Origin of the sequence: Flavobacterium arsenatis, assembly GCF_031456785.1 — a bacterium.
Taxonomy (GTDB): Bacteria; Bacteroidota; Bacteroidia; order Flavobacteriales; family Flavobacteriaceae; genus Flavobacterium; species Flavobacterium arsenatis.
In genome coordinates this window covers 38,578-57,492 of sequence record NZ_JAVDVI010000012.1, presented here as the reverse complement: position 1 = coordinate 57,492, position 18,915 = coordinate 38,578, and the positions used below count along the sequence as shown (strand labels likewise).

The window sequence follows — 18,915 nt, the reverse complement described above, 5'->3', positions numbered from 1 at the left end:
TATGGTAGATGAAGTAGCAAGATACTCGGATGCTGATTTAGCAGAGTTCAAAGAAATAATTTTAAATAAAATACACAAAGCACAATCGGATTTAGATTTGATTAAAAGTGCCTATATGAACGATTTGAACAACGGAACGGATGATACGTCGCCAACATTCAAAGCGTTTGAAGAAGGTAGCGAAACCATGTCTAAGGAGGCGAATTCTCAATTGGCCATCCGTCAGGAGAAATTCATCCGCGATTTGAAAAATGCCCTTTTCAGAGTCGAAAACAAGACTTACGGTGTTTGTAAAGTAACAGGAAAATTAATCGGTAAAGAAAGGCTGAAAATTGTTCCTCACGCAACAATGAGCATCGAAGCGAAGAACCTTCAGAGATAATTCAGCGAAAGCACCAAATTCTGAATTCCAAATTTCAATAATTGCCTTTGCAATCCATTGGAATTTGGAATTTCTTTTTTGGAATTTCTTTCTGATGTTTGGAATTTCGTTACTTTTGCAATTCAAAAACCTAAAAATGTCATTAAAGAAAGCTTATTTGTTGGTTATCTTATTGTTGGTAATCGATCAAATATCAAAAATATACATAAAAACTCATTTTATGCTCGAAGAGAAAATCAAGGTTTTCGGGCAAAATTGGTTCCAAATATTTTTCATAGAAAATGAAGGAATGGCTTGGGGAGTTGAAATCCCTGGAGCTTATGGAAAATTATTCCTAACACTTTTCAGATTATTAGCCGTTTGCGGAATCGGATATTGGCTACACGAATCGGTAAAAAACAAGAGTTCTAATTATCTGATTGTAGCAATTGCACTTATTCTTACCGGAGCCTTCGGAAATATTATTGATTCGGTTTTCTACGGAATTATTTTTGATCACAGTCACGGACAAACAGCCACCTTGTTTTCAAGTGATCCTTACGGAACACTTTTTCACGGAAAAGTGGTTGACATGCTTTACTTTCCCATCATCGAAGATTATGTGTTGCCAGAATGGTTGCCCATTTGGGGCGGAAAAGAATTTACCTTCTTCAATGCTATTTTCAACATAGCCGATATGGCGATTTCTACAGGAGTTGGAATCTTGATTTTCTTCAACAAGAGAGCTTTCGCACCAAATCATAATGAACAGGATACTTTTTTCAAGAATAATTTGGAGTAAGTAGACTTATTTGTTCTGTCCAGGGGCAAATTTTTTGGCACTTTTAGATCCAGAAGCTTTCTTGGCTTTGCCAGGAGGCACCCTTTTGGAGGACTTGTTCGGGATTCCTATTCCAATACCAGAGCTACAGCTTGAAACCGCAAAGCTGGTAATGAAAACGAATGCAAGTATTTTTATTAAAAAGGAAATTTTCATAGTTTTTTATTTTTATAAAGATAGTCTGTTTTTATTTAAAAAAATAGATTTCATCTGGAGTGATACAGAAGTCAAGCCTCACATCACTTTCAAAAACATCACTAATTTCCTCTTCGGCTTCAAAGAAAGACAATCCTATTTTCAAGACATCATCCTTGCATTCTGAAAGGAATTTGTCATAAAACCCTTTTCCATACCCCACACGATGTCCGTTTTTATCAAAAGCCAAAAGCGGAACAAAAACCACCTCAATTTTACTTGAAGGAACTTCCAAACCATCAACAGGTTCGGGAATATTATATTCATTTTTCCTGATTCGGGTGTTATCCGTCAAAAGAAAATGGGTCATTTTTCGGGTTTTGAAATCACTTTTGGAAACAATAATTTCCTTGTCTTTTCCCGCCAAAAGATGGAGTATGAATTCGGTATCGATTTCTTTTTGCTCGGTAATCGGAAGGAAAATATGAAAATAATTCTTTTCCCAAATCGGAAGGTGTATTAATTTATTGGCTACAGCCAAACTCTTCTCTTCAATTTCCTCTTCGGAAAGCGTTTTTCTTAATTCCTTGTATTTGATTCGGAGTTCTTTTTTATTCATTTGATAAAAGTAAAAAAATCAAATCATTTTCGAGTATTTGTTTTCTGATAGATTTAAAGTTAAATTTGTTTGATTCAAATCGTGTTCCCAAATGGAAGAAATTATACAAGCATTAGATCTTAAAAAAGAGTTGGATAATTTACGTCCGATTGATAAAGAACAAGAAGACCGAATAATGCAAAAATTCCGTTTGGACTGGAACTATCATTCCAACCATCTGGAAGGGAATTCGCTAACTTATGGCGAAACAAAAGCACTGATTCTATTTGGTGTTACCGCTCAAGGCAAAGCTTTGAAAGACCATTTTGAAATTACAGGACACAATGAGGCAATAGATTGGGTTATTGATATGATCAAAGGCGAACGGCCTTTGACAGAAAATTTCATCAGAGAATTGCACGTACTTTTATTAAAAGAATCTTCGGAGAAACCAGCCATAACTCCAGATGGAAAACCAACAACAAAAAGAATCAATGTTGGAAGTTATAAAACTTCTCCAAACCACGTTCAGACGGTAACGGGCGAGATTTTCTATTTTGCAACACCCGAAGAAACTCCTGCAAAAATGACGGATTTGCTGAATTGGTACAAGGAAAAAATTCAGGAAAAAGACGTAAATCCAATATTTTTAGCATCAGAATTTCATTATAAGTTCATCAGAATTCATCCTTTTGACGATGGAAACGGAAGAACTGCCCGAATCTTGATGAATTTTATTTTGATGCAATTTGGTTTTCCTCCTGTAATCATCAAAACTGAAGATAAATCCAATTATTTTATAGCCTTGCAACTTGCAGATGCAGGAAATATTGAGGCATTTATCAAGTATATCGCTCAAAATTTAGTTCGTTCTCTACAAATAATGATTGCTGGAGCAAAAGGCGAAAGTGTTGAAGAACCTGATGATTTGGATAAAGAAATTGCTTTATTGGAACAAAGGTTGACTTCTATAGACGAAACGAAAAACAGTACTATACTTTTATTTTCTAAATCAGTTTTTAAATTATTTGATGATTTGCTTTTTAATATGAGTAAGTTTAAAAAACTTTATCGAAGTGAGTCTTTTTCTCTTTCTACGGGAGATAAAAATGTTTTTATGGATATTATTGGGTTCAATAAACATGTGAAAGATTATATAAACAACGATAAAATACTAGAAGATATAACTGCGGAATTTATATATTCTAAATTGAAAGGATTTGAAAATTTAGATTCTGATTTTTCTGTATCCTATCAAATTCAATTTTATGAGAATAATTCATATAAAGTAACCAGAAATGATTACGACATAATTCTAGAAAAAGAGAAATTAATTAGACTCACAGATTCAGAAATTGATAAAATAGTAAAATCTGAAGTTAAACGTCACAAAGAATTCATCGAACAAAAAATTGCCGAAAGAGAAAATACAAAATAAAATCTGTGTTCAAAATCACTCCAAGTTCTCACTCAAAGCACTAGAAATATGATACAAAGCATCTCCCTGATATACAATCGGAGAATGATTGGCATTGATGATATAACCATCGTTCGGAGCTTTTACTTTTTGCTCGAATTTCCCGAAAGGATCTGTAATGACTCCTAAAACAAAGCCTTTCTTGACATAACAGCCAATTTTGTTATAATCCAAAAACAAACCCGAACGATTCGCCCGAACCCAGCTCGATTTTTCGATATAAATTGTTGGCGTTTCCTTTTGCAATGCTTTTTGTTTTGGGTTTAGCATCCCTAAATAATCCAAAACACGTTTGGCTCCATTTACACCTTCTTGAGCAATATCACTGTTGATGTCTAGCGATTTTCCGCCTTCAAAAAGCAACATTTTCACGTTGAGTTTTTCGATGGAATTTCGAAATGAGCCTGCAATGTTTTTGGAATACAAAGTAAAAGGTGCATCAAAAATATCGGCGAGTTTCTTCAATTCTTCGTTATTGGGAACAATCCTGATGTGTGGTGCATTGAAACGGCTTGCTCCACCAGCGTGAAAATCGACACAATAATCGATGACAGGTATAATTTCTTTGAGAATATGATAGGCAAATCGTGAGGCAAGCGAGCCTGTTTTACTTCCTGGAAAAACCCGATTCAAATCCCTTCCGTCGGGAAATTCACGCGATTTGTTTACAAACCCAAAAATATTGATGACAGGAATACAAATAATGGTTCCCGTTTTGGGCTTGTTGATTTTTTGGATGATGATTTGCCTCACAATTTCAACTCCATTGATTTCATCTCCGTGGATTCCGGCCGAAAAAAGAACAATTGGTCCGTCAATTTTCGAGCGTTCGATGATGATTGGGATTTTCAATTTGGTTGTCGTATGGAGTTTCGCAATTTCCATATTGATGGTTTTGCTTTCTCCGGGAAGGATGGTTTCACCTAAAATTATGATTGGCGTTGGTTTGGATTTCTTCATATAAATTTCAAAAACATAAAAGTAGTTAAATTCTGAATGTGGTAACAATTTACGAGGCATTTCGTCATCACATTTCATTAACTTTGCATTTATGACTTTACCTCCAATAAATTTACAAATCCAAACCTTGCCCGACAGCCCGGGAGTTTATCAATATTATGATAAGGAAGGAAAGATTTTATATGTTGGCAAAGCTAAAAATTTACGCAAAAGAGTCTCTTCCTATTTCAATAAAATTCACGATACCGCGAAGACTAACGTTTTGGTAAAGAAGATTGTAACCATAAAACACATCGTGGTTCCAACCGAAACGGATGCTTTGTTGTTGGAGAACAATCTCATCAAAAAATTACAGCCAAGGTACAATGTAATGCTTCGGGACGACAAGAGTTATCCGTGGATTTGCATTAAAAAAGAACCTTTTTCGAGAATATTTTCTACCAGAAGAATGATCAAAGATGGTTCGGAATATTTTGGACCTTATACCAGTTTCAAGACCGTTCACACGATTTTGGATTTGATAAAGGAATTATATCCGCTTCGAACCTGCAATTATGATTTGAATCAGAAAAACATCGAAAGCGGAAAATTCAAAGTTTGTTTGGAATTTCACATTGGAAACTGCAAAGGACCTTGTGAAGGTCATGAATCATTAGAAAACTATCAGCAAGAAGTAGATGCCATCAGGGAAATCTTAAAAGGAAATTTCAAGGAAAGCTTGAAGGATTTTAAAAAGAAAATGACCATTTTGGCTCAAAATATGGAGTTTGAAGAAGCTCAAAAATTAAAGGAAAAGATTGAGGTTTTGGAGAATTATCAATCGCGATCGATGGTGGCGAATCCGAAAATTACAAATGTGGATGTTTTTTCGATTATATCCGATGAAGCTGCCGCTTATGTGAATTTCCTTCAAATTTCTCATGGTTCAATTATCCGTTCTCATACGATGGAACTCAAGAAAAAACTCGATGAAACCGATGAAGAACTTTTGGAATTGGCAATAATCGAGATGCGGGAACGTTTTCATTTATTATCAAAAGAAGTCATTGTTCCGTTTGAAGTGGATTTGGGTGAAAATATTAAAGTGACTGTTCCGCAATTGGGTGACAAGAAACAAATTTTGGAACTATCGATCCGAAATGCAAAGTTTTTCAGGATGGATCAAATGAAACAGATGCAAATAGTAGATCCAGATCGCCATACCAATAGGATTATGGCTCAGATGAAAAAGGATTTACGATTGCATGAAGAACCTCGCCACATCGAATGTTTTGATAACTCTAATATTCAAGGAACAAATCCCGTAGCCGCTTGTGTGGTTTTTAAGGACGGAAAACCGAGCAAGAAAGATTACCGTCATTTTAATATAAAAACCGTCGAAGGACCAAATGATTTTGCTTCGATGGAAGAAGTGGTTTACAGAAGATACAAACGCCTTTTGGATGAAAATGAACCATTGCCACAACTGATTATTATAGACGGTGGAAAAGGACAGCTTTCATCGGCTTTGAAAAGTATAGATGATTTAAATTTAAGAGGAAAAATTGCCATCATCGGGATTGCAAAACGTTTGGAAGAACTGTTTTATCCTGGCGATTCGGTTCCTTTATATTTGGACAAAAAATCCGAAACGCTGAAAGTCATCCAACAATTACGAAATGAAGCACACCGATTTGGAATCACTTTTCATCGCGACAAACGTAGCAAGGCCGCCTTGAATTCATCCATAGAAAGCATTCCTGGAATTGGCGAGAAAACGATGCAGACGTTAATAAAACATTTCAAATCTGTTAAAAGATTGAAATTGGCAACCGAAAAAGAAATATCCGAAGTCGTAGGACTTTCAAAAGCCAAAAAAATTTCAGACTTTTACCAAACCTCTAATAATTAATCTGATACGATGAAAAAAAGCATTCTATTTATTGTTCTGTTGTGTAGTTGCGTCAATGCATTTTCACAGCAACCCGACAATGATAAAAAGCCAAAAATAGGATTGGTTTTAAGTGGTGGTGGAGCAAAAGGACTTGCACACATTGGTGTTTTGAAGGTTTTGGAAGAAGCAGGAGTAGAAATCAGCTATATCGGAGGAACAAGCATGGGAGCCATTGTCGGCGGATTGTATGCTTCAGGATACAATGCACATCAGATAGATTCGATTTTTAAGGTGACTGATTTTGATGCCGTTGTAAGGGATTTTATTCCAAGGGCTTCGAAGAATTTTTATGAGAAAAAGAACGATGAGATGTATGCCATTTCGCTTCCGTTCGAGAATTTCAAGATTGGGGTTCCAAATGCCTATTCGAAGGGTTTGAACATATACAATATGCTGAATAAACTAACGCACAATGTTAGACACGTCAGGGATTTTAACAAGCTTCCAATTCCGTTTTTATGCATCGCAACCAATATAGAAACCGGCGAAGAAGTGCTGCTGGATAAAGGCTATCTCTCCCAGGCTATATTGGCAAGTGCGACTTTTCCGTCGCTGTTTTCCCCTGTTTTAATTGACGACCAAATGCTTATTGATGGAGGAGTTGCCAATAATTATCCCATTGATGAGGTTCGGAAATTAGGTGCCGATATTATCATTGGTGTCGATGTTCAGGACGATCTAAAAGACAGGGAATCTTTAAATAACGCTACAAGAATTCTGATTCAAATATCTAATCTTCAAATGATTAATAAGATGAATAAGAAGAAGAGACAGACGGAAATCTACATAAAACCCGATATAAAAAACTACACCGTTATTTCTTTTGATGAAGGAAGCGAAATCATAAAAAAGGGAGAAGAAGCCGGATTTGCTGTCTATGAAAAGCTAAAGGTTATCGGTAGCGGTTTCAATAAACAAAAGAAATCAATCCAGAAATGTGCCGTTGACACGCTTTCGATAAAAGAAATAAACATCAATGAATTAGACAATTATACCCGTGCTTATGTGTTGGGAAAATTAGGTTTTAATGCAGGAAACAAAATTACCTACAATGATTTGAAAGTTGGGATTGACAACCTGAATGCCACCCAAAACTTTAGTTCAATGGGATATTATTTTGAAGAAAAAGACGGGGTGGATGTTTTTAATTTGAATTTGATTGAAAACCCAACCAAAACCTTTTTAAGATTCGGGCTTCATTATGATGATCTATACAAGAGTGCCGTTCTGATTAATTTCACCAAAAAGAAATTGCTTTTTAAAAACGATGTCGCTTCCTTGGATGTAATTCTGGGGGATAATTTTAGGTATAATTTTGATTATTATATTGACAATGGTTTTTATTGGAGTTTCGGATTTAAGTCCAGGTACAACAGCTTTAGCAGAAATATTTATACAGATGATGGCGAAGAAATATTTGGAAGTTTAGGATTGAGTTCAATCAATGTAGATTTTGAAGATTTCACGAATCAGATTTATTTTCAAACTATTTTCAAGCAAAAATTTATTGTAGGGGTTGGATTGGAGTTAAAAAACATAGAAGTTACTTCTCAAACTTTTGAAGATGCCACCATAGGTTTTGAAAACAACCGCTATTTGAATGCTTTGGGATACATAAAATATGATTCTTTGGATAATTTTTATTTCCCGACCGAGGGATGGTATTTTTCGGGAGATATTCAGAGTTATATTTATTCCTCAAACTTGGAAAGCGATTTCAACCGTTTTTCCTATGTAAGAGGCGATTTTGGTTTTGCACAATCCATAACAGATAAATTCACATTCGTCCTTCAGGCAGAAGGAGGATTTACGGTTGGAGAAGGAACAATTCCTTTCCTTGATTTCGTTTTAGGAGGATACGGCTTCAACGAAATCAACAATTTTAAGCATTTTTATGGATATGAACCGTTGAGTATTTCGGGCGACAGTTATCTAAAAAGTACTTTTACATTGGATTATGAAATTTTCAAGAAAAACCATTTGAATTTCTCTGCCAATTACGCCAACATTGGCGATAACCTTTTTGATTCAGATGAGTGGTACGAAAAGCCTAGATATTCTGGATATGCATTTGGTTACGGACTAGAAACCATAATCGGACCTATAGAAATCAAGCACACTTGGTCGCCAGAAACCAAGGATCATCACACTTGGTTTAGTGTTGGATTTTGGTTTTGATGCTATTGATGCTGATCTACATCTTCCTCATCGTTTTCTGAATAAGAATCAGGCTCAGATTTTGGTTTTATAGTCAAAACCTTGTAGAAGAAATAGGCCGTAAAACCAATCACAATTCCTTGTGTCAGCAACATTGTAATTAAAGCTTCTGTATTCATATTGTATGATGATTAAATTTATAATGTAGCTCTTCCTTCGCGTCTTCTTTTTTGGAAAGCCACATAGACTAGAAAACTAATAAACAGGAACAATCCTAAAAGTAAAAAACGGGCAATGTTGATGTAGAAGATGTTTTCTTCCAATTGGCCGATAACGGCAGGATCTGTCGCCAAAGAAATTTTTTCTCGAATACCTGCATGAGTAATTGTTTTGATGATTGAACCATTATCTAATTTCCATCCGTTTCCAGAAAAAAAGCTCGAAAAATTTCCAGACCAATCGTTGTTTAAAGGCTTAAATAAAGATCCTAAAAATATGATTATAAGCATTATAGGTGTTACAAATTTAATGATGAATTTATAAATAGACGGAACTTTAATATCGGCACCACTTGTAATTTCGGCCCATCCTTTTTTCATTCCAAATATCCAGGAGAACAAAATGGTTTCGAGCATTGCAAAAACAACCAAACTCACGGTTCCAGCCCAATAGTCATATTCATCAAAAACACCTTGTTTGAAGAATAAAACGGTTGGTAATCCCATCACTAAAATTAGCAATCCAAAAGACCATGCTCCTTTATTCCTTCCCCAGTTGAATTCGTCCCGCATGAAACCCATCCATGGAGTTCCCATAGCCAGAGAGGAAGTTATTCCGGCAAAAAACAATAATCCAAACCAAAATAATCCAGCTAATGCGGCTAAAACAGGTCCCCATTGTTGGAAGAGATAAGGCATTGTTTGAAAAGCCATTCCAAATCCTGCATTTTCTTTAACCCAATCCAAACCTAGATATCCAGCGGCAATAGGAATAACGATCAAGCTTCCTAAAACCACCTCTACAAATTCGTTCATAAAACCAGCAGAAACAGCATTCAATGCGATATCGTCTTTAGGTTTCATATAAGCGGCATAACAATGAATGGTTCCCATACCAACGGATAAGGTAAAGAAGATTTGTCCAGCAGCAGCCATCCAGACCTTTAAATCTAAAAGCGAACTGTATTGAGGTGTCCATAAAAAGTTTAAACCGTCCCAAGCATTTGCATCTGGAAATAATTCTGAAGCACCACTTGTTCCGAGAGTTAACCCTCTTACAGCCAAAATGGCACCGAAGATTATTAAAAGTGGCATTCCGATTTTAGCAACTTTTTCAATTCCACCTAATCCTTTGGATAATATATAGGTGTTGAGTAGCAAACATAAAACGTAAAAAATAATCGCTTCAAAAGGTATTCCCGTCGTAGATTGGGCAACATCTACATAAGAATTAAAAAAACCTGCAACTCCACTTTGGCTCATTCCTTCGAATGTTCCGGCAAGAGAATGATATACATAGGACATTGTCCAGGATTCTATATAACAATAATAGGCGGCAACGGCAACATTTGTAAAAATTCCAAAAACACCAATGTATTTCAGGATTCTTCCCTTCACCATGGAGTCTAAAATATAAGGAGTACTATGGTTTCCAAATTTTCCACCAAATCGGCCGGAAGCCCATTCGATGTATAAAAGCGGAATTCCCATCAATAAAAAACAAACAAGATAGGGAATTATAAAAGCTCCACCACCGTTTTGAACCGCTTGAACCGGAAATCTAAGAAAGTTACCAAGTCCTACTGCATTTCCTGCCATTGCAAGAATTAATCCTACTCTAGACCCCCACGATTCTGATTTTACTGACATATAAAAAGGTATGAAGTTATTCAAATCCAAAGATAAAAAAACAAACGTAAAAAGAAATTAAATTACCCAAAAGCTTTAATTTTATTCCTTTAAAAAGATTTTTTAACAAATGAATCGAATAAAATGAAAAGTTTAGCTTCAGAATGATTTCGATCTTTAATCGATTGAAGAAGATGACTTTTATTTACTATTTAAAAGCCATAATAATTAGGGGCAAAACTTTACTTCCTTTCATAAAAATACCCCAAATAGCAAATAGCTTTTGGGGTACTTTACTTTGTTATCCCGAAATAACAAAGACCAAAACAAATAACAAAATAAAACTAAAAATTAAAGCTGACACCAGAGTAAAGACCTATAAAATAAGGTTTAAAGTTACCGGCATCTTTATTGAAGGTGTTGATTTGATACTTAAACATAGGCTCGAAATTGGCCTCAAAGGATTTCAAGAAGCGGTATCTGAAACCTAGACCAACGTTTGTACTAAAATGAACATCGTTTAAATTTTTTGCCCTTCCTAAACTAGCCGACATTGTTGATGAAGCAACAGTAACCTCATTTTCATTAAGGAATAGCGTACTCAAACCACCTATCAGATTGACTCCGAATTTCTTGTCGATCAATTTATACGACATCTCAACAGGAACTTCAAAATAACCCATTCGTTGTGTCATTGTGCCTTCATTTGTGTTCTGGATGCCATTATTAAAAGGACGTAAAGCTTCCGAGTTATTCATACTAAGAACTTGGATTGTTGAACCCGCTGCTGAACTTGCAACATTTGCAAAACTAACTTGATCCATTGCGGCAAAGAAAACAACATCATTTGTGTTGTATCCTAAAGTAAATTTATTGACTCCAGTTCTTACAGAAATTTTCTTGTTTACAGCATAATTCACCCCAACACCAAAGCTTAAATTGTTTTCATACGACTTGCTGTTTTCTGCAAATTGACCATCAATTGGCGAACCATTTGAAGTTGAGCTGAAATAAATAGGGGCAACATTTGATGTTATTTGCCACCTATTCATCTTAGCTTCAGCAATCATCTTCTCTTCTTTTTCATTTTTCTTTAGCAATTCTTCCAGTGCATTGGGTTCTACAGTAGCAACGGCTGTGGAATCTTTTTTGGCAACATCAATTGTTGTAAAATTATCATTATTGATGCTATTCTGGTCGATAGTTGATTTTTGATTAACAGCAATAGTTGTGTTTGACTTTTCGTCTTTCAAAAATTTATCTTCCAAAGTATTTTGAACGGAACTGTTGTCCGGATTTTTTTTATCTTGAATCGCAACCGCATTATTTCCTTCTGATTTAGAAATTGAATTATTACTTTTAATGTTGTTGTTTTGTGATGCTTTTTCGTTTTTTCCTAGCTTCAATTCATTGTTTGCAACCGCATTATTTTCTGAAGCGTTAGAATTAGAATTTGTTTTTTCTGAATTCGCATTTTCTACAATTTTTTTGCTTTTTTCAGTTTTCAAGCCCACATCCACAACTGCATCCTCTTGATTTTGTGGAGCAATTGAATTTCTAATCTTTTTCTTTTTTGTAGAAGATTTTTCAGTTGTAGTTGAAGTAGTGGCAACTGCATTGTTTTCTTCTTGAGAAATACCAGAATTGACCTTTTCTTTTTTGTTTTTATGAGATCCGGTCTGATTCACAACGGCATTATCACTTTCTGATGTTGCCTCATTTAGGTCCTTCTTTTTTTGATTTATGGATGATGAATTAATCGTATTCTCCGTGTTTTCTAAACCATTGGTGTCGTTAGAATTTTCACTATTTACAATTGATTCGTTCTCCGGAGATTCAATAGAATTGTTGTTGTTTGGTTGTTTTTCGTTTCCAATCACAACCTGATTTTCTTCAACAAAAGTTGAATCATTAAACAAAAAAGTAAATGCAAAGAATCCCAAAATTAAAGCGGCGGCAATTCCAGTTAGCCTGAACCATATTGGTACGACTCTTCGTTTTTTCTTTTCCCGTAATGCTGCGTCAATGTTGATCCAAATCTGTTCATTTGGCTCCACTTCGAAATCCTTGAATTTCTCTTGAAACAGTCTGTCTATGTTTTTTTTATCGTTCATTTCGCTGATGGTACTATTTTTTTTCCTGTGTGAAGGTCAATTTTTTCTTTTAGAATCGCTCTGGCTCTTGCCAAATTTGATTTCGTGGTTCCGGTAGTAATTTCCAGCATATCTGAAATTTCCTTGTGGGAATATCCGTCAAGAACGTAGAGGTTGAAAACCAATCTGTAACGATCGGGAAGCTCTTGAATAATACTCATTAAAAATTCTAATGAAATGTTATCGTCGTCAATTTCTAGGGTTTCTTCTTCTGGAATTTCTTCGTTTACAATTTCTAAAAAACGCACACCCGTTCGGTATTTTTGAAGTGCATTGTTCACCATTATCCGTTTTGCCCAGCCTTCAAACGAACCCTTGAAGTTAAACTGGTCAATCTTTTTGAATATAATTATAAACCCGTCTTGCAAGTTGTCTTCGGCTTCAGCATAATTGGCTGAATACTTCAGACAGACACCAAAAAACTTTGCAGAAAACAATTTATACAATTGTTCCTGAGCCTTTGCGTCATTTTTTTTGCAATCAGAAATGAGTTGTTCTAAACCCACGGGCGTTTTCGGTGTTAATTATAGGTAACTGGAATTGATACTTCTTCAAAAATATCGTTTCCGTTTGAATCTTTTCCTTTGTAAAATTTAAAAATATAAGGCTGAATTGAATTTTGGATGCCTTCAACTGTAAAAATAAAACTTGTTTCAAGCGGTTGCTGATTTTCCAATGACAGTTCCTGACAATCGGGATTGTCTAGAACATAAGTTTGTATTCCTACTATTGTGGTATAGCCTTCGGTCTTGTAATAGCAACCTTCATAAACATGACAATTTGAGGGCCTCTTATAGGTCATTAAAATCTCATAATTTTCTCCAACTCTCACACTTTGAGGCACCACAAAACTTTCTACCGGAAGGACTTCATAATAAAACTGAGGTTCATTATTTTCTTCTAGAGAACAAGAGCTTATTGTAATAACTGCTAATAAAAGCAATGCAATCTTTTTCATTTGAAAATTAAATTTCTGGGTATGTATTTTGTAATAGATGTAAATCCTGCTGTTAGGTTGCGTTTAACGTAAAAAAAAACATCCGTTTGACAGGATGTTTTTTAATGTTAAGCATTGTTTTCTTTTATCTGAGCTTTAATCTTCACTTCAAGCTCGTCTGCCAATTCAGGATTGTCTTTTATCAAGGCTTTCACAGCATCACGACCTTGCCCTAATTTGGTTTCGCCATAGCTGAACCAAGATCCTGCTTTTTTGATGATTTCAAACTCAACAGCCAAGTCAAGAATTTCGCCCGTTTTAGAAACGCCTTCGCCATACATGATGTCGAATTCGGCAGTTTTAAACGGTGGAGCCACTTTGTTCTTAACGACTTTCACTTTGGTTCTGTTTCCAATAACATTGTCGCCATCTTTAATTTGAGACGAACGACGAATATCCAAACGGACCGAAGCATAAAACTTCAAGGCATTTCCCCCGGTTGTTGTTTCAGGATTTCCAAACATAACACCAATTTTCTCTCTCAACTGGTTGATGAAGAAAACGGTACAATGTGTTTTGCTGATGGTTCCTGTCAGTTTTCTCAAGGCTTGCGACATCAATCTGGCGTGAAGACCCATTTTTGAATCTCCCATCTCGCCTTCAATCTCACTTTTTGGAGTTAATGCTGCAACCGAGTCAATAACGACAATATCTATTGCTCCAGATCGGATTAGGTTTTCAGCAATTTCCAAAGCTTGTTCTCCATTGTCCGGTTGAGATATGATAAGGTTTTCGATGTCAACACCTAATTTCTCTGCATAGTTTCTGTCGAAAGCGTGTTCTGCATCAATAAAGGCTGCAATTCCGCCTGCTTTTTGAGCTTCGGCAATCGCGTGGAGCGTCAAAGTCGTTTTTCCTGAAGATTCCGGACCGTATATTTCTATAATTCTACCTTTTGGATAACCGTTTACACCAAGGGCTAAATCGAGACCTAATGAACCAGACGAAATAGTTTCTACTTCCTCAATGGCTTTGTCTCCCATTTTCATCACCGTACCTTTTCCGTAGGTTTTGTCTAATTTGTCAAGTGTTAGCTGTAAAGCTTTTAACTTTGCTTCTTTCTCTGAACTCATCTTTTCTTTCATATAATGTAAGGCACTTATTTTTCGTAAAAATAGTTTTTTTTGTGTTGTAAATTTAGTTTAATGAAATAATTTATTTAGGAATATTTGTTTATTCTTTCAATCTAGATTCAATGTCCATCCTTTCGTGTAAAACTCTGATAATTTCAATCATTCCACCTTGTGATTTCTTGTAAAATATCAAATGCGATTTCACTTTTGAGTAGCGATACCCTTTTCTTACAGCATCAAAATCTTTTCCCGATTCGAAGTTGTCAGCTATAAATTCAATTTCATCAAAAATCAGATTGTAATAGCGATCAGCTTGAGTTTTCGACCAGTTTTCGGCTGTGTAAATCCAAATCGAATTAATGTCTTCGATTGCTTTTTCACTAATTTTATAAGCCATTTTCAGAATACTTGGCGTGTAATTTTTTCAGGTTTTCTTTTCGGTCGAAATCTTCAACCAGCTTACTTTTTTCTCCAATTTTTAATTCGGTGATCAAGGATTTGGTTTTGTTTTCTTCTTGTTCAAAAACACGTAAGGCCGTTCTCACGACTTCACTCACTGAAGCATATTTTCCAGAAGCAATCTTTTCGCTGATGAAATTTTCGAAATATTCGCCTAATAATATGGAAGTGTTTTTAGCCATTTTTTCTTTGTTTTCAAAAATACCAATAATTGGTATTTTTTCAAAATTATTTTACTGTTTTTTATTTTTTTAAATTATGCAATCTCGCCACATATTTTCCCACAACATCAAATTCTAAATTGATTTTCGTACCCACTTTAAAATTTTTAAAATTGGTATGTTCATATGTATAAGGAATAATGGCAACACTAAATTCATTTTTCTTCGAATTGACAACCGTCAAGCTTACGCCATTAACGGTAATCGAACCTTTTTCTATGGTAATGTTGTTCCAGTTTTCATCGTATTCAAACGTATAATACCAGCTTCCGTTTGCATTTTCAACACTTTTGCAAATTCCTGTTTGGTCCACGTGACCTTGAACGATATGTCCGTCCAATCTGTCGCCTAATTTCATGGCACGTTCGAGATTTACTATATCTCCAGTTTGCCAATCGCCAACATTTGTTTTTTCGATGGTTTCTCTGATGGCAGTTACCGTATAAGCATCTTCATTTAAGGCAACAACCGTCAGGCAAACGCCATTATGTGAAACACTTTGGTCGATTTTCAATTCATTTGTGATGGAGGAACTGATGGTAAGATGCAGATTATCGTTTTCTTTTCGAACTTCTTTAACCGTCCCGAGTGATTCTATGATTCCTGTAAACATTTCTTGTTTTATTTTACTAAATTTGCACATCAAAATTAGCAATAAATAACCTGAAGAGAATGAAAAAAGCAGAAAATATAATCGTTGGAATTTCAATCGGAGATTTAAACGGTATTGGAAGCGAAATAGTACTGAAAACATTCGAAGACGCAAGAATGCTCGAAATGTGTACACCGGTTATTTTTGCCAATGTAAAGACACTTTCCTTTCTTAAAAAAAGTTTCGAATCGACCACAATGCTTCACGGTATTGACAAGCTCGATCAGATTCTTACCGGAAAAATCAATGTGCTGAATGTTTGGCGTGAAGGTTTTACGCTAGAATATGGCGTAAACGATGAAACGGTTGGCAAATTTGCAATTAAGTCTTTTGTTGCAGCAACAAATGCTCTAAAAGAAGGGTTGGTTGATGTTTTGGTGACAGCTCCAATCAATAAATATAATGTGCAATCGGAAGATTTTAAATTCCCAGGGCATACCGATTATCTGAATCAGGAGTTGGAAGGAAATGCCTTGATGCTGATGGTTCAGGACAATTTAAGAATAGGATTGTTGACTGATCATATTCCGGTAAACGAAGTCGCTTCGCATTTAACAGAGGCTTTAATCCGTCAGAAAATTGAAACTGTAAGACAATCGTTGATTCAAGATTTCAGTATCAACAAACCAAGAATTGCCGTTTTAGGATTGAATCCTCATGCTGGAGATGGTGGAGTTATTGGTAAAGAAGATGATGAAATCATCAAGCCAGTAATAAAAAAGATGTTTGAAAAAGGAACAATGGTTTTCGGACCCTATCCTGCCGATGGTTTTTTTGGAAGTGGCCAATATGAAAAATTTGATGCTGTAATTGCAGCCTATCACGATCAAGGATTGATTCCGTTCAAGACATTGTCTTTTGGAAATGGAGTGAATTACACAGCAGGTTTGAATAAAATCCGAACTTCACCCGATCACGGAACGGCTTATGATATTGCAGGAAAAGGAATTGCAGATTATAATTCGTTCAAGGAAGCGGTTTATTTGGCTCTTGATATTTACAAATCAAGAAATGAATATGCCGAAATCAGTAAAAAACCATTGAAAACAAAGGAAAAACACTTATAAACAAAAAAATGTTTATAACCCTTTTGATTTTGCGATAAATTTATATCTTTGCACTCCCAAGTTTGGGACAAATTGTTGATACCATGAAGCAGTTAAATGAATATTTAATTCCTTTTATAGGATTAAAGTTGGGAAAACACCAGTTTGAGTATCAAATAAATAAAAAGTTCTTCGATCACTTTGGATATGATGACTTTGAAAGTTCGGATATCAAAGTAAATGTAGTTTTGGAAAAGAAAAGTACCATGCTTGAGGTTAATTTTAAGCATAAAGGTACGGTTCATGTTCCTTGCGACTTGACGAGCGAAATGTTTAATATGCCAGTGAAAGGCAAATTGAGATTGGTGGTGCAGTTCGGGGAGGAATTTAATAACGACAATGATGAGTTGTTGATATTGCCTCACGGAGAACATCAGATAGATATAAGTCAATATATTTATGAAATGATTGTGCTCTCGATTCCATTAAAAAGAGTTCATCCAGGAATAAAAGACGGAAGTTTAGATACAGAAGCCTTAAAGAAACTGAAAGAACTCACAGTCAAAGAAAAAAAGAAAGAGGTTAAAGAAGAAGAGAATATCGACCCACGTTGGGACAAATTAAAACAACTATTAACGGATAAATAATATAGTAAAATGGCACATCCTAAAAGAAAAATCTCGAAAACAAGAAGAGATAAGAGAAGAACTCATTACAAAGCTACAGTTGCTCAAATCGCTACTTGTCCAATAACTGGAGAAGCACATTTGTACCACAGAGCTTACTGGCACGAAGGTAAAATGTACTACAGAGGACAAGTTGTTATAGACAAGTCTGTTGCTGTTGCATAATACATTTTAGCAGTTAAAATTTAAACTCTCCCCCGTGAGAGTTTTTTTTGTTGTTTAAAACTTTCGTGTTAAATAACTAGAATCAAAACATTTAGGTTTAGAAATTTTTTTGTAATTTCAACAACTTTTCTGATTCGATTTTCAGAAAACAAACAAGCATCCCTATGAGTACAATTACAGCCGCAATTACTGCTGTCGGAGGATATGTTCCTGATTTTGTTTTATCAAACAAACTCCTTGAAACAATGGTCGATACCAATGACGAATGGATTACTTCAAGGACAGGAATTAAGGAAAGAAGAATATTAAAAGGAGAAGGTTTAGGAACTTCCTACCTTGCTATAAAAGCCGCCCAAGATTTAATTGCTAAAGGAAATATTGATCCGTTAGAAATTGATTTGGTAATCCTTGCTACAACTACACCCGATTTACCGGTAGCTTCGACTGCCGTTTATGTTGCTACTGAAATTGGAGCAACAAATGCCTTTGGATATGATCTTCAGGCCGCATGTTCTGGATTTTTATTCGGAATGTCAACCGCTTCAGCCTACATTCAATCAGGAAAATATAAAAAAGTATTATTAATTGGAGCAGACAAGATGTCTTCAATCATTGATTATACGGATCGTGCTACTTGTATCATCTTTGGAGATGGAGCAGGAGCCGTTTTATTTGAACCAAACCATGAAGGATTAGGAATTCAAGATGAATTTTTGAGAAGTGACGGAATTGGAAGAGAATATTTAAAGATTGATGCAGGAGGTTCTATTCTTCCAGCTTCTGCCGAAACTGTTGCCAACAAACAGCATACTGTTTTTCAAGACGGAAAAACGGTTTATAAATATGCCGTTTCAGGAATGGCTGATGTTAGCGAAAAAATTCTAGAACGAAACAATCTTACCAAAGATGATGTGAACTGGTTGGTTGCACATCAGGCAAACAAAAGAATCATTGATGCAACTGCAAGCCGAATTGGTTTAGAGGAAGATAAAGTATTGGTAAATATCGAACGATATGGAAACACTACTTCTGGAACTTTACCTTTAGTGCTATTCGATTTCGAGAAAAAATTCAAGAAAGGCGATAACATCATTTTTGCTGCTTTTGGAGGAGGATTCACTTGGGGATCGATCTATTTGAAATGGGCTTACTAA

Annotated in this window: 21 protein-coding genes; 9 read left to right on the top strand and 12 right to left on the bottom strand. The window is 35.4% G+C overall.

The window, feature by feature from the left end; translation table 11 throughout:
* The first annotated feature begins 1 nt into the window (after nt 1).
* Both J2X31_RS13260 and J2X31_RS13255 read left to right on the top strand, forming a co-directional pair.
* Nucleotides 2-382 carry a TraR/DksA family transcriptional regulator gene (locus tag J2X31_RS13260; protein ID WP_310027298.1) on the top strand — a complete coding sequence of 127 codons (381 nt, stop codon included), beginning with the start codon at nt 2-4 and terminating at the stop codon, nt 380-382.
* Nucleotides 383-518: 136 nt separating this feature from the next.
* A complete protein-coding gene (locus tag J2X31_RS13255) occupies nt 519-1,163 on the top strand; it encodes a lipoprotein signal peptidase (protein WP_310027297.1) in 645 nt (214 codons plus the stop codon).
* 6 nt (nt 1,164-1,169) lie between these two features.
* On the opposite strand, the gene J2X31_RS13250 is transcribed toward J2X31_RS13255, so the two are convergent.
* The gene (locus J2X31_RS13250) at nt 1,170-1,358 is read right to left on the bottom strand and encodes a hypothetical protein (RefSeq protein ID WP_310027296.1); all 189 of its coding nucleotides are present in this window, start codon (nt 1,356-1,358) and stop codon (nt 1,170-1,172) included.
* A 31-nt stretch (nt 1,359-1,389) separates the two neighbouring features.
* Nucleotides 1,390-1,956 carry a 5-formyltetrahydrofolate cyclo-ligase gene (locus J2X31_RS13245; RefSeq protein ID WP_310027295.1) on the bottom strand — a complete coding sequence of 189 codons (567 nt, stop codon included), beginning with the start codon at nt 1,954-1,956 and terminating at the stop codon, nt 1,390-1,392.
* Between the two features lie 91 nt (nt 1,957-2,047).
* Here J2X31_RS13245 and J2X31_RS13240 point away from each other — a divergent pair, with 91 nt between their 5' ends.
* Entirely contained in the window at nt 2,048-3,373 is a 1,326-nt protein-coding gene (locus J2X31_RS13240) for a Fic family protein (RefSeq protein WP_310027294.1), read from the top strand.
* A gap of 15 nt (nt 3,374-3,388) precedes the next feature.
* Here J2X31_RS13240 and J2X31_RS13235 read toward each other — a convergent pair whose 3' ends face one another.
* Complete coding sequence (locus J2X31_RS13235) at nt 3,389-4,372, bottom strand: succinylglutamate desuccinylase/aspartoacylase family protein (protein ID WP_310027293.1); 984 nt, start codon at nt 4,370-4,372, stop codon at nt 3,389-3,391.
* 91 nt (nt 4,373-4,463) lie between these two features.
* On the opposite strand from J2X31_RS13235, the gene uvrC reads away from it, so the two are divergent.
* Both uvrC and J2X31_RS13225 read left to right on the top strand, forming a co-directional pair.
* Entirely contained in the window at nt 4,464-6,263 is a 1,800-nt protein-coding gene (uvrC, locus tag J2X31_RS13230) for an excinuclease ABC subunit UvrC (RefSeq protein WP_310027292.1), read from the top strand.
* 9 nt (nt 6,264-6,272) lie between these two features.
* Nucleotides 6,273-8,483, top strand: coding sequence for a patatin-like phospholipase family protein (locus J2X31_RS13225; protein WP_310027291.1), 2,211 nt, complete (start codon nt 6,273-6,275; stop codon nt 8,481-8,483).
* 2 nt (nt 8,484-8,485) lie between these two features.
* Here J2X31_RS13225 and J2X31_RS13220 read toward each other — a convergent pair whose 3' ends face one another.
* The 9 genes from J2X31_RS13220 to J2X31_RS13180 form a co-directional block, all read right to left on the bottom strand.
* On the bottom strand, nt 8,486-8,641 hold the full coding sequence (locus J2X31_RS13220) for a hypothetical protein (protein WP_310027290.1): 156 nt from the start codon (nt 8,639-8,641) through the stop codon (nt 8,486-8,488).
* 18 nt (nt 8,642-8,659) lie between these two features.
* Nucleotides 8,660-10,330: a sodium-dependent transporter gene (locus J2X31_RS13215; protein WP_310027289.1), complete on the bottom strand. Its 1,671-nt coding sequence runs from the start codon at nt 10,328-10,330 to the stop codon at nt 8,660-8,662.
* Between the two features lie 323 nt (nt 10,331-10,653).
* Nucleotides 10,654-12,423: a porin family protein gene (locus tag J2X31_RS13210; RefSeq protein ID WP_310027288.1), complete on the bottom strand. Its 1,770-nt coding sequence runs from the start codon at nt 12,421-12,423 to the stop codon at nt 10,654-10,656.
* A complete protein-coding gene (locus J2X31_RS13205; protein WP_310027287.1) occupies nt 12,420-12,968 on the bottom strand; it encodes an RNA polymerase sigma factor in 549 nt (182 codons plus the stop codon). Before J2X31_RS13205 ends, J2X31_RS13210 begins: the two co-directional genes overlap by 4 nt.
* A gap of 14 nt (nt 12,969-12,982) precedes the next feature.
* On the bottom strand, nt 12,983-13,420 hold the full coding sequence (locus J2X31_RS13200) for a hypothetical protein (protein ID WP_310027286.1): 438 nt from the start codon (nt 13,418-13,420) through the stop codon (nt 12,983-12,985).
* A 107-nt stretch (nt 13,421-13,527) separates the two neighbouring features.
* Nucleotides 13,528-14,532, bottom strand: coding sequence for a recombinase RecA (gene recA, locus J2X31_RS13195; RefSeq protein ID WP_310027285.1), 1,005 nt, complete (start codon nt 14,530-14,532; stop codon nt 13,528-13,530).
* Between the two features lie 100 nt (nt 14,533-14,632).
* Nucleotides 14,633-14,929 (bottom strand): type II toxin-antitoxin system RelE/ParE family toxin, encoded by a 297-nt coding sequence (locus J2X31_RS13190; protein ID WP_310027284.1) that lies wholly within the window; start codon nt 14,927-14,929, stop codon nt 14,633-14,635.
* A complete protein-coding gene (locus tag J2X31_RS13185; protein ID WP_310027283.1) occupies nt 14,919-15,173 on the bottom strand; it encodes a type II toxin-antitoxin system ParD family antitoxin in 255 nt (84 codons plus the stop codon). The genes J2X31_RS13190 and J2X31_RS13185 overlap by 11 nt, the downstream gene beginning before the upstream one ends.
* 61 nt (nt 15,174-15,234) lie before the next feature.
* Complete coding sequence (locus J2X31_RS13180) at nt 15,235-15,825, bottom strand: riboflavin synthase (protein ID WP_310027282.1); 591 nt, start codon at nt 15,823-15,825, stop codon at nt 15,235-15,237.
* Nucleotides 15,826-15,884: 59 nt separating this feature from the next.
* Between J2X31_RS13180 and pdxA the strand changes: the two genes are divergently transcribed.
* From pdxA to J2X31_RS13160, 4 genes are all read left to right on the top strand, one after another.
* Nucleotides 15,885-16,931, top strand: coding sequence for a 4-hydroxythreonine-4-phosphate dehydrogenase PdxA (gene pdxA, locus J2X31_RS13175; protein WP_310027281.1), 1,047 nt, complete (start codon nt 15,885-15,887; stop codon nt 16,929-16,931).
* A gap of 83 nt (nt 16,932-17,014) precedes the next feature.
* A complete protein-coding gene (locus tag J2X31_RS13170; protein WP_310027280.1) occupies nt 17,015-17,557 on the top strand; it encodes a YceD family protein in 543 nt (180 codons plus the stop codon).
* Between the two features lie 9 nt (nt 17,558-17,566).
* Entirely contained in the window at nt 17,567-17,761 is a 195-nt protein-coding gene (gene rpmF, locus J2X31_RS13165) for a 50S ribosomal protein L32 (protein WP_007137315.1), read from the top strand.
* A gap of 164 nt (nt 17,762-17,925) precedes the next feature.
* Complete coding sequence (locus J2X31_RS13160) at nt 17,926-18,915, top strand: beta-ketoacyl-ACP synthase III (protein ID WP_310027279.1); 990 nt, start codon at nt 17,926-17,928, stop codon at nt 18,913-18,915.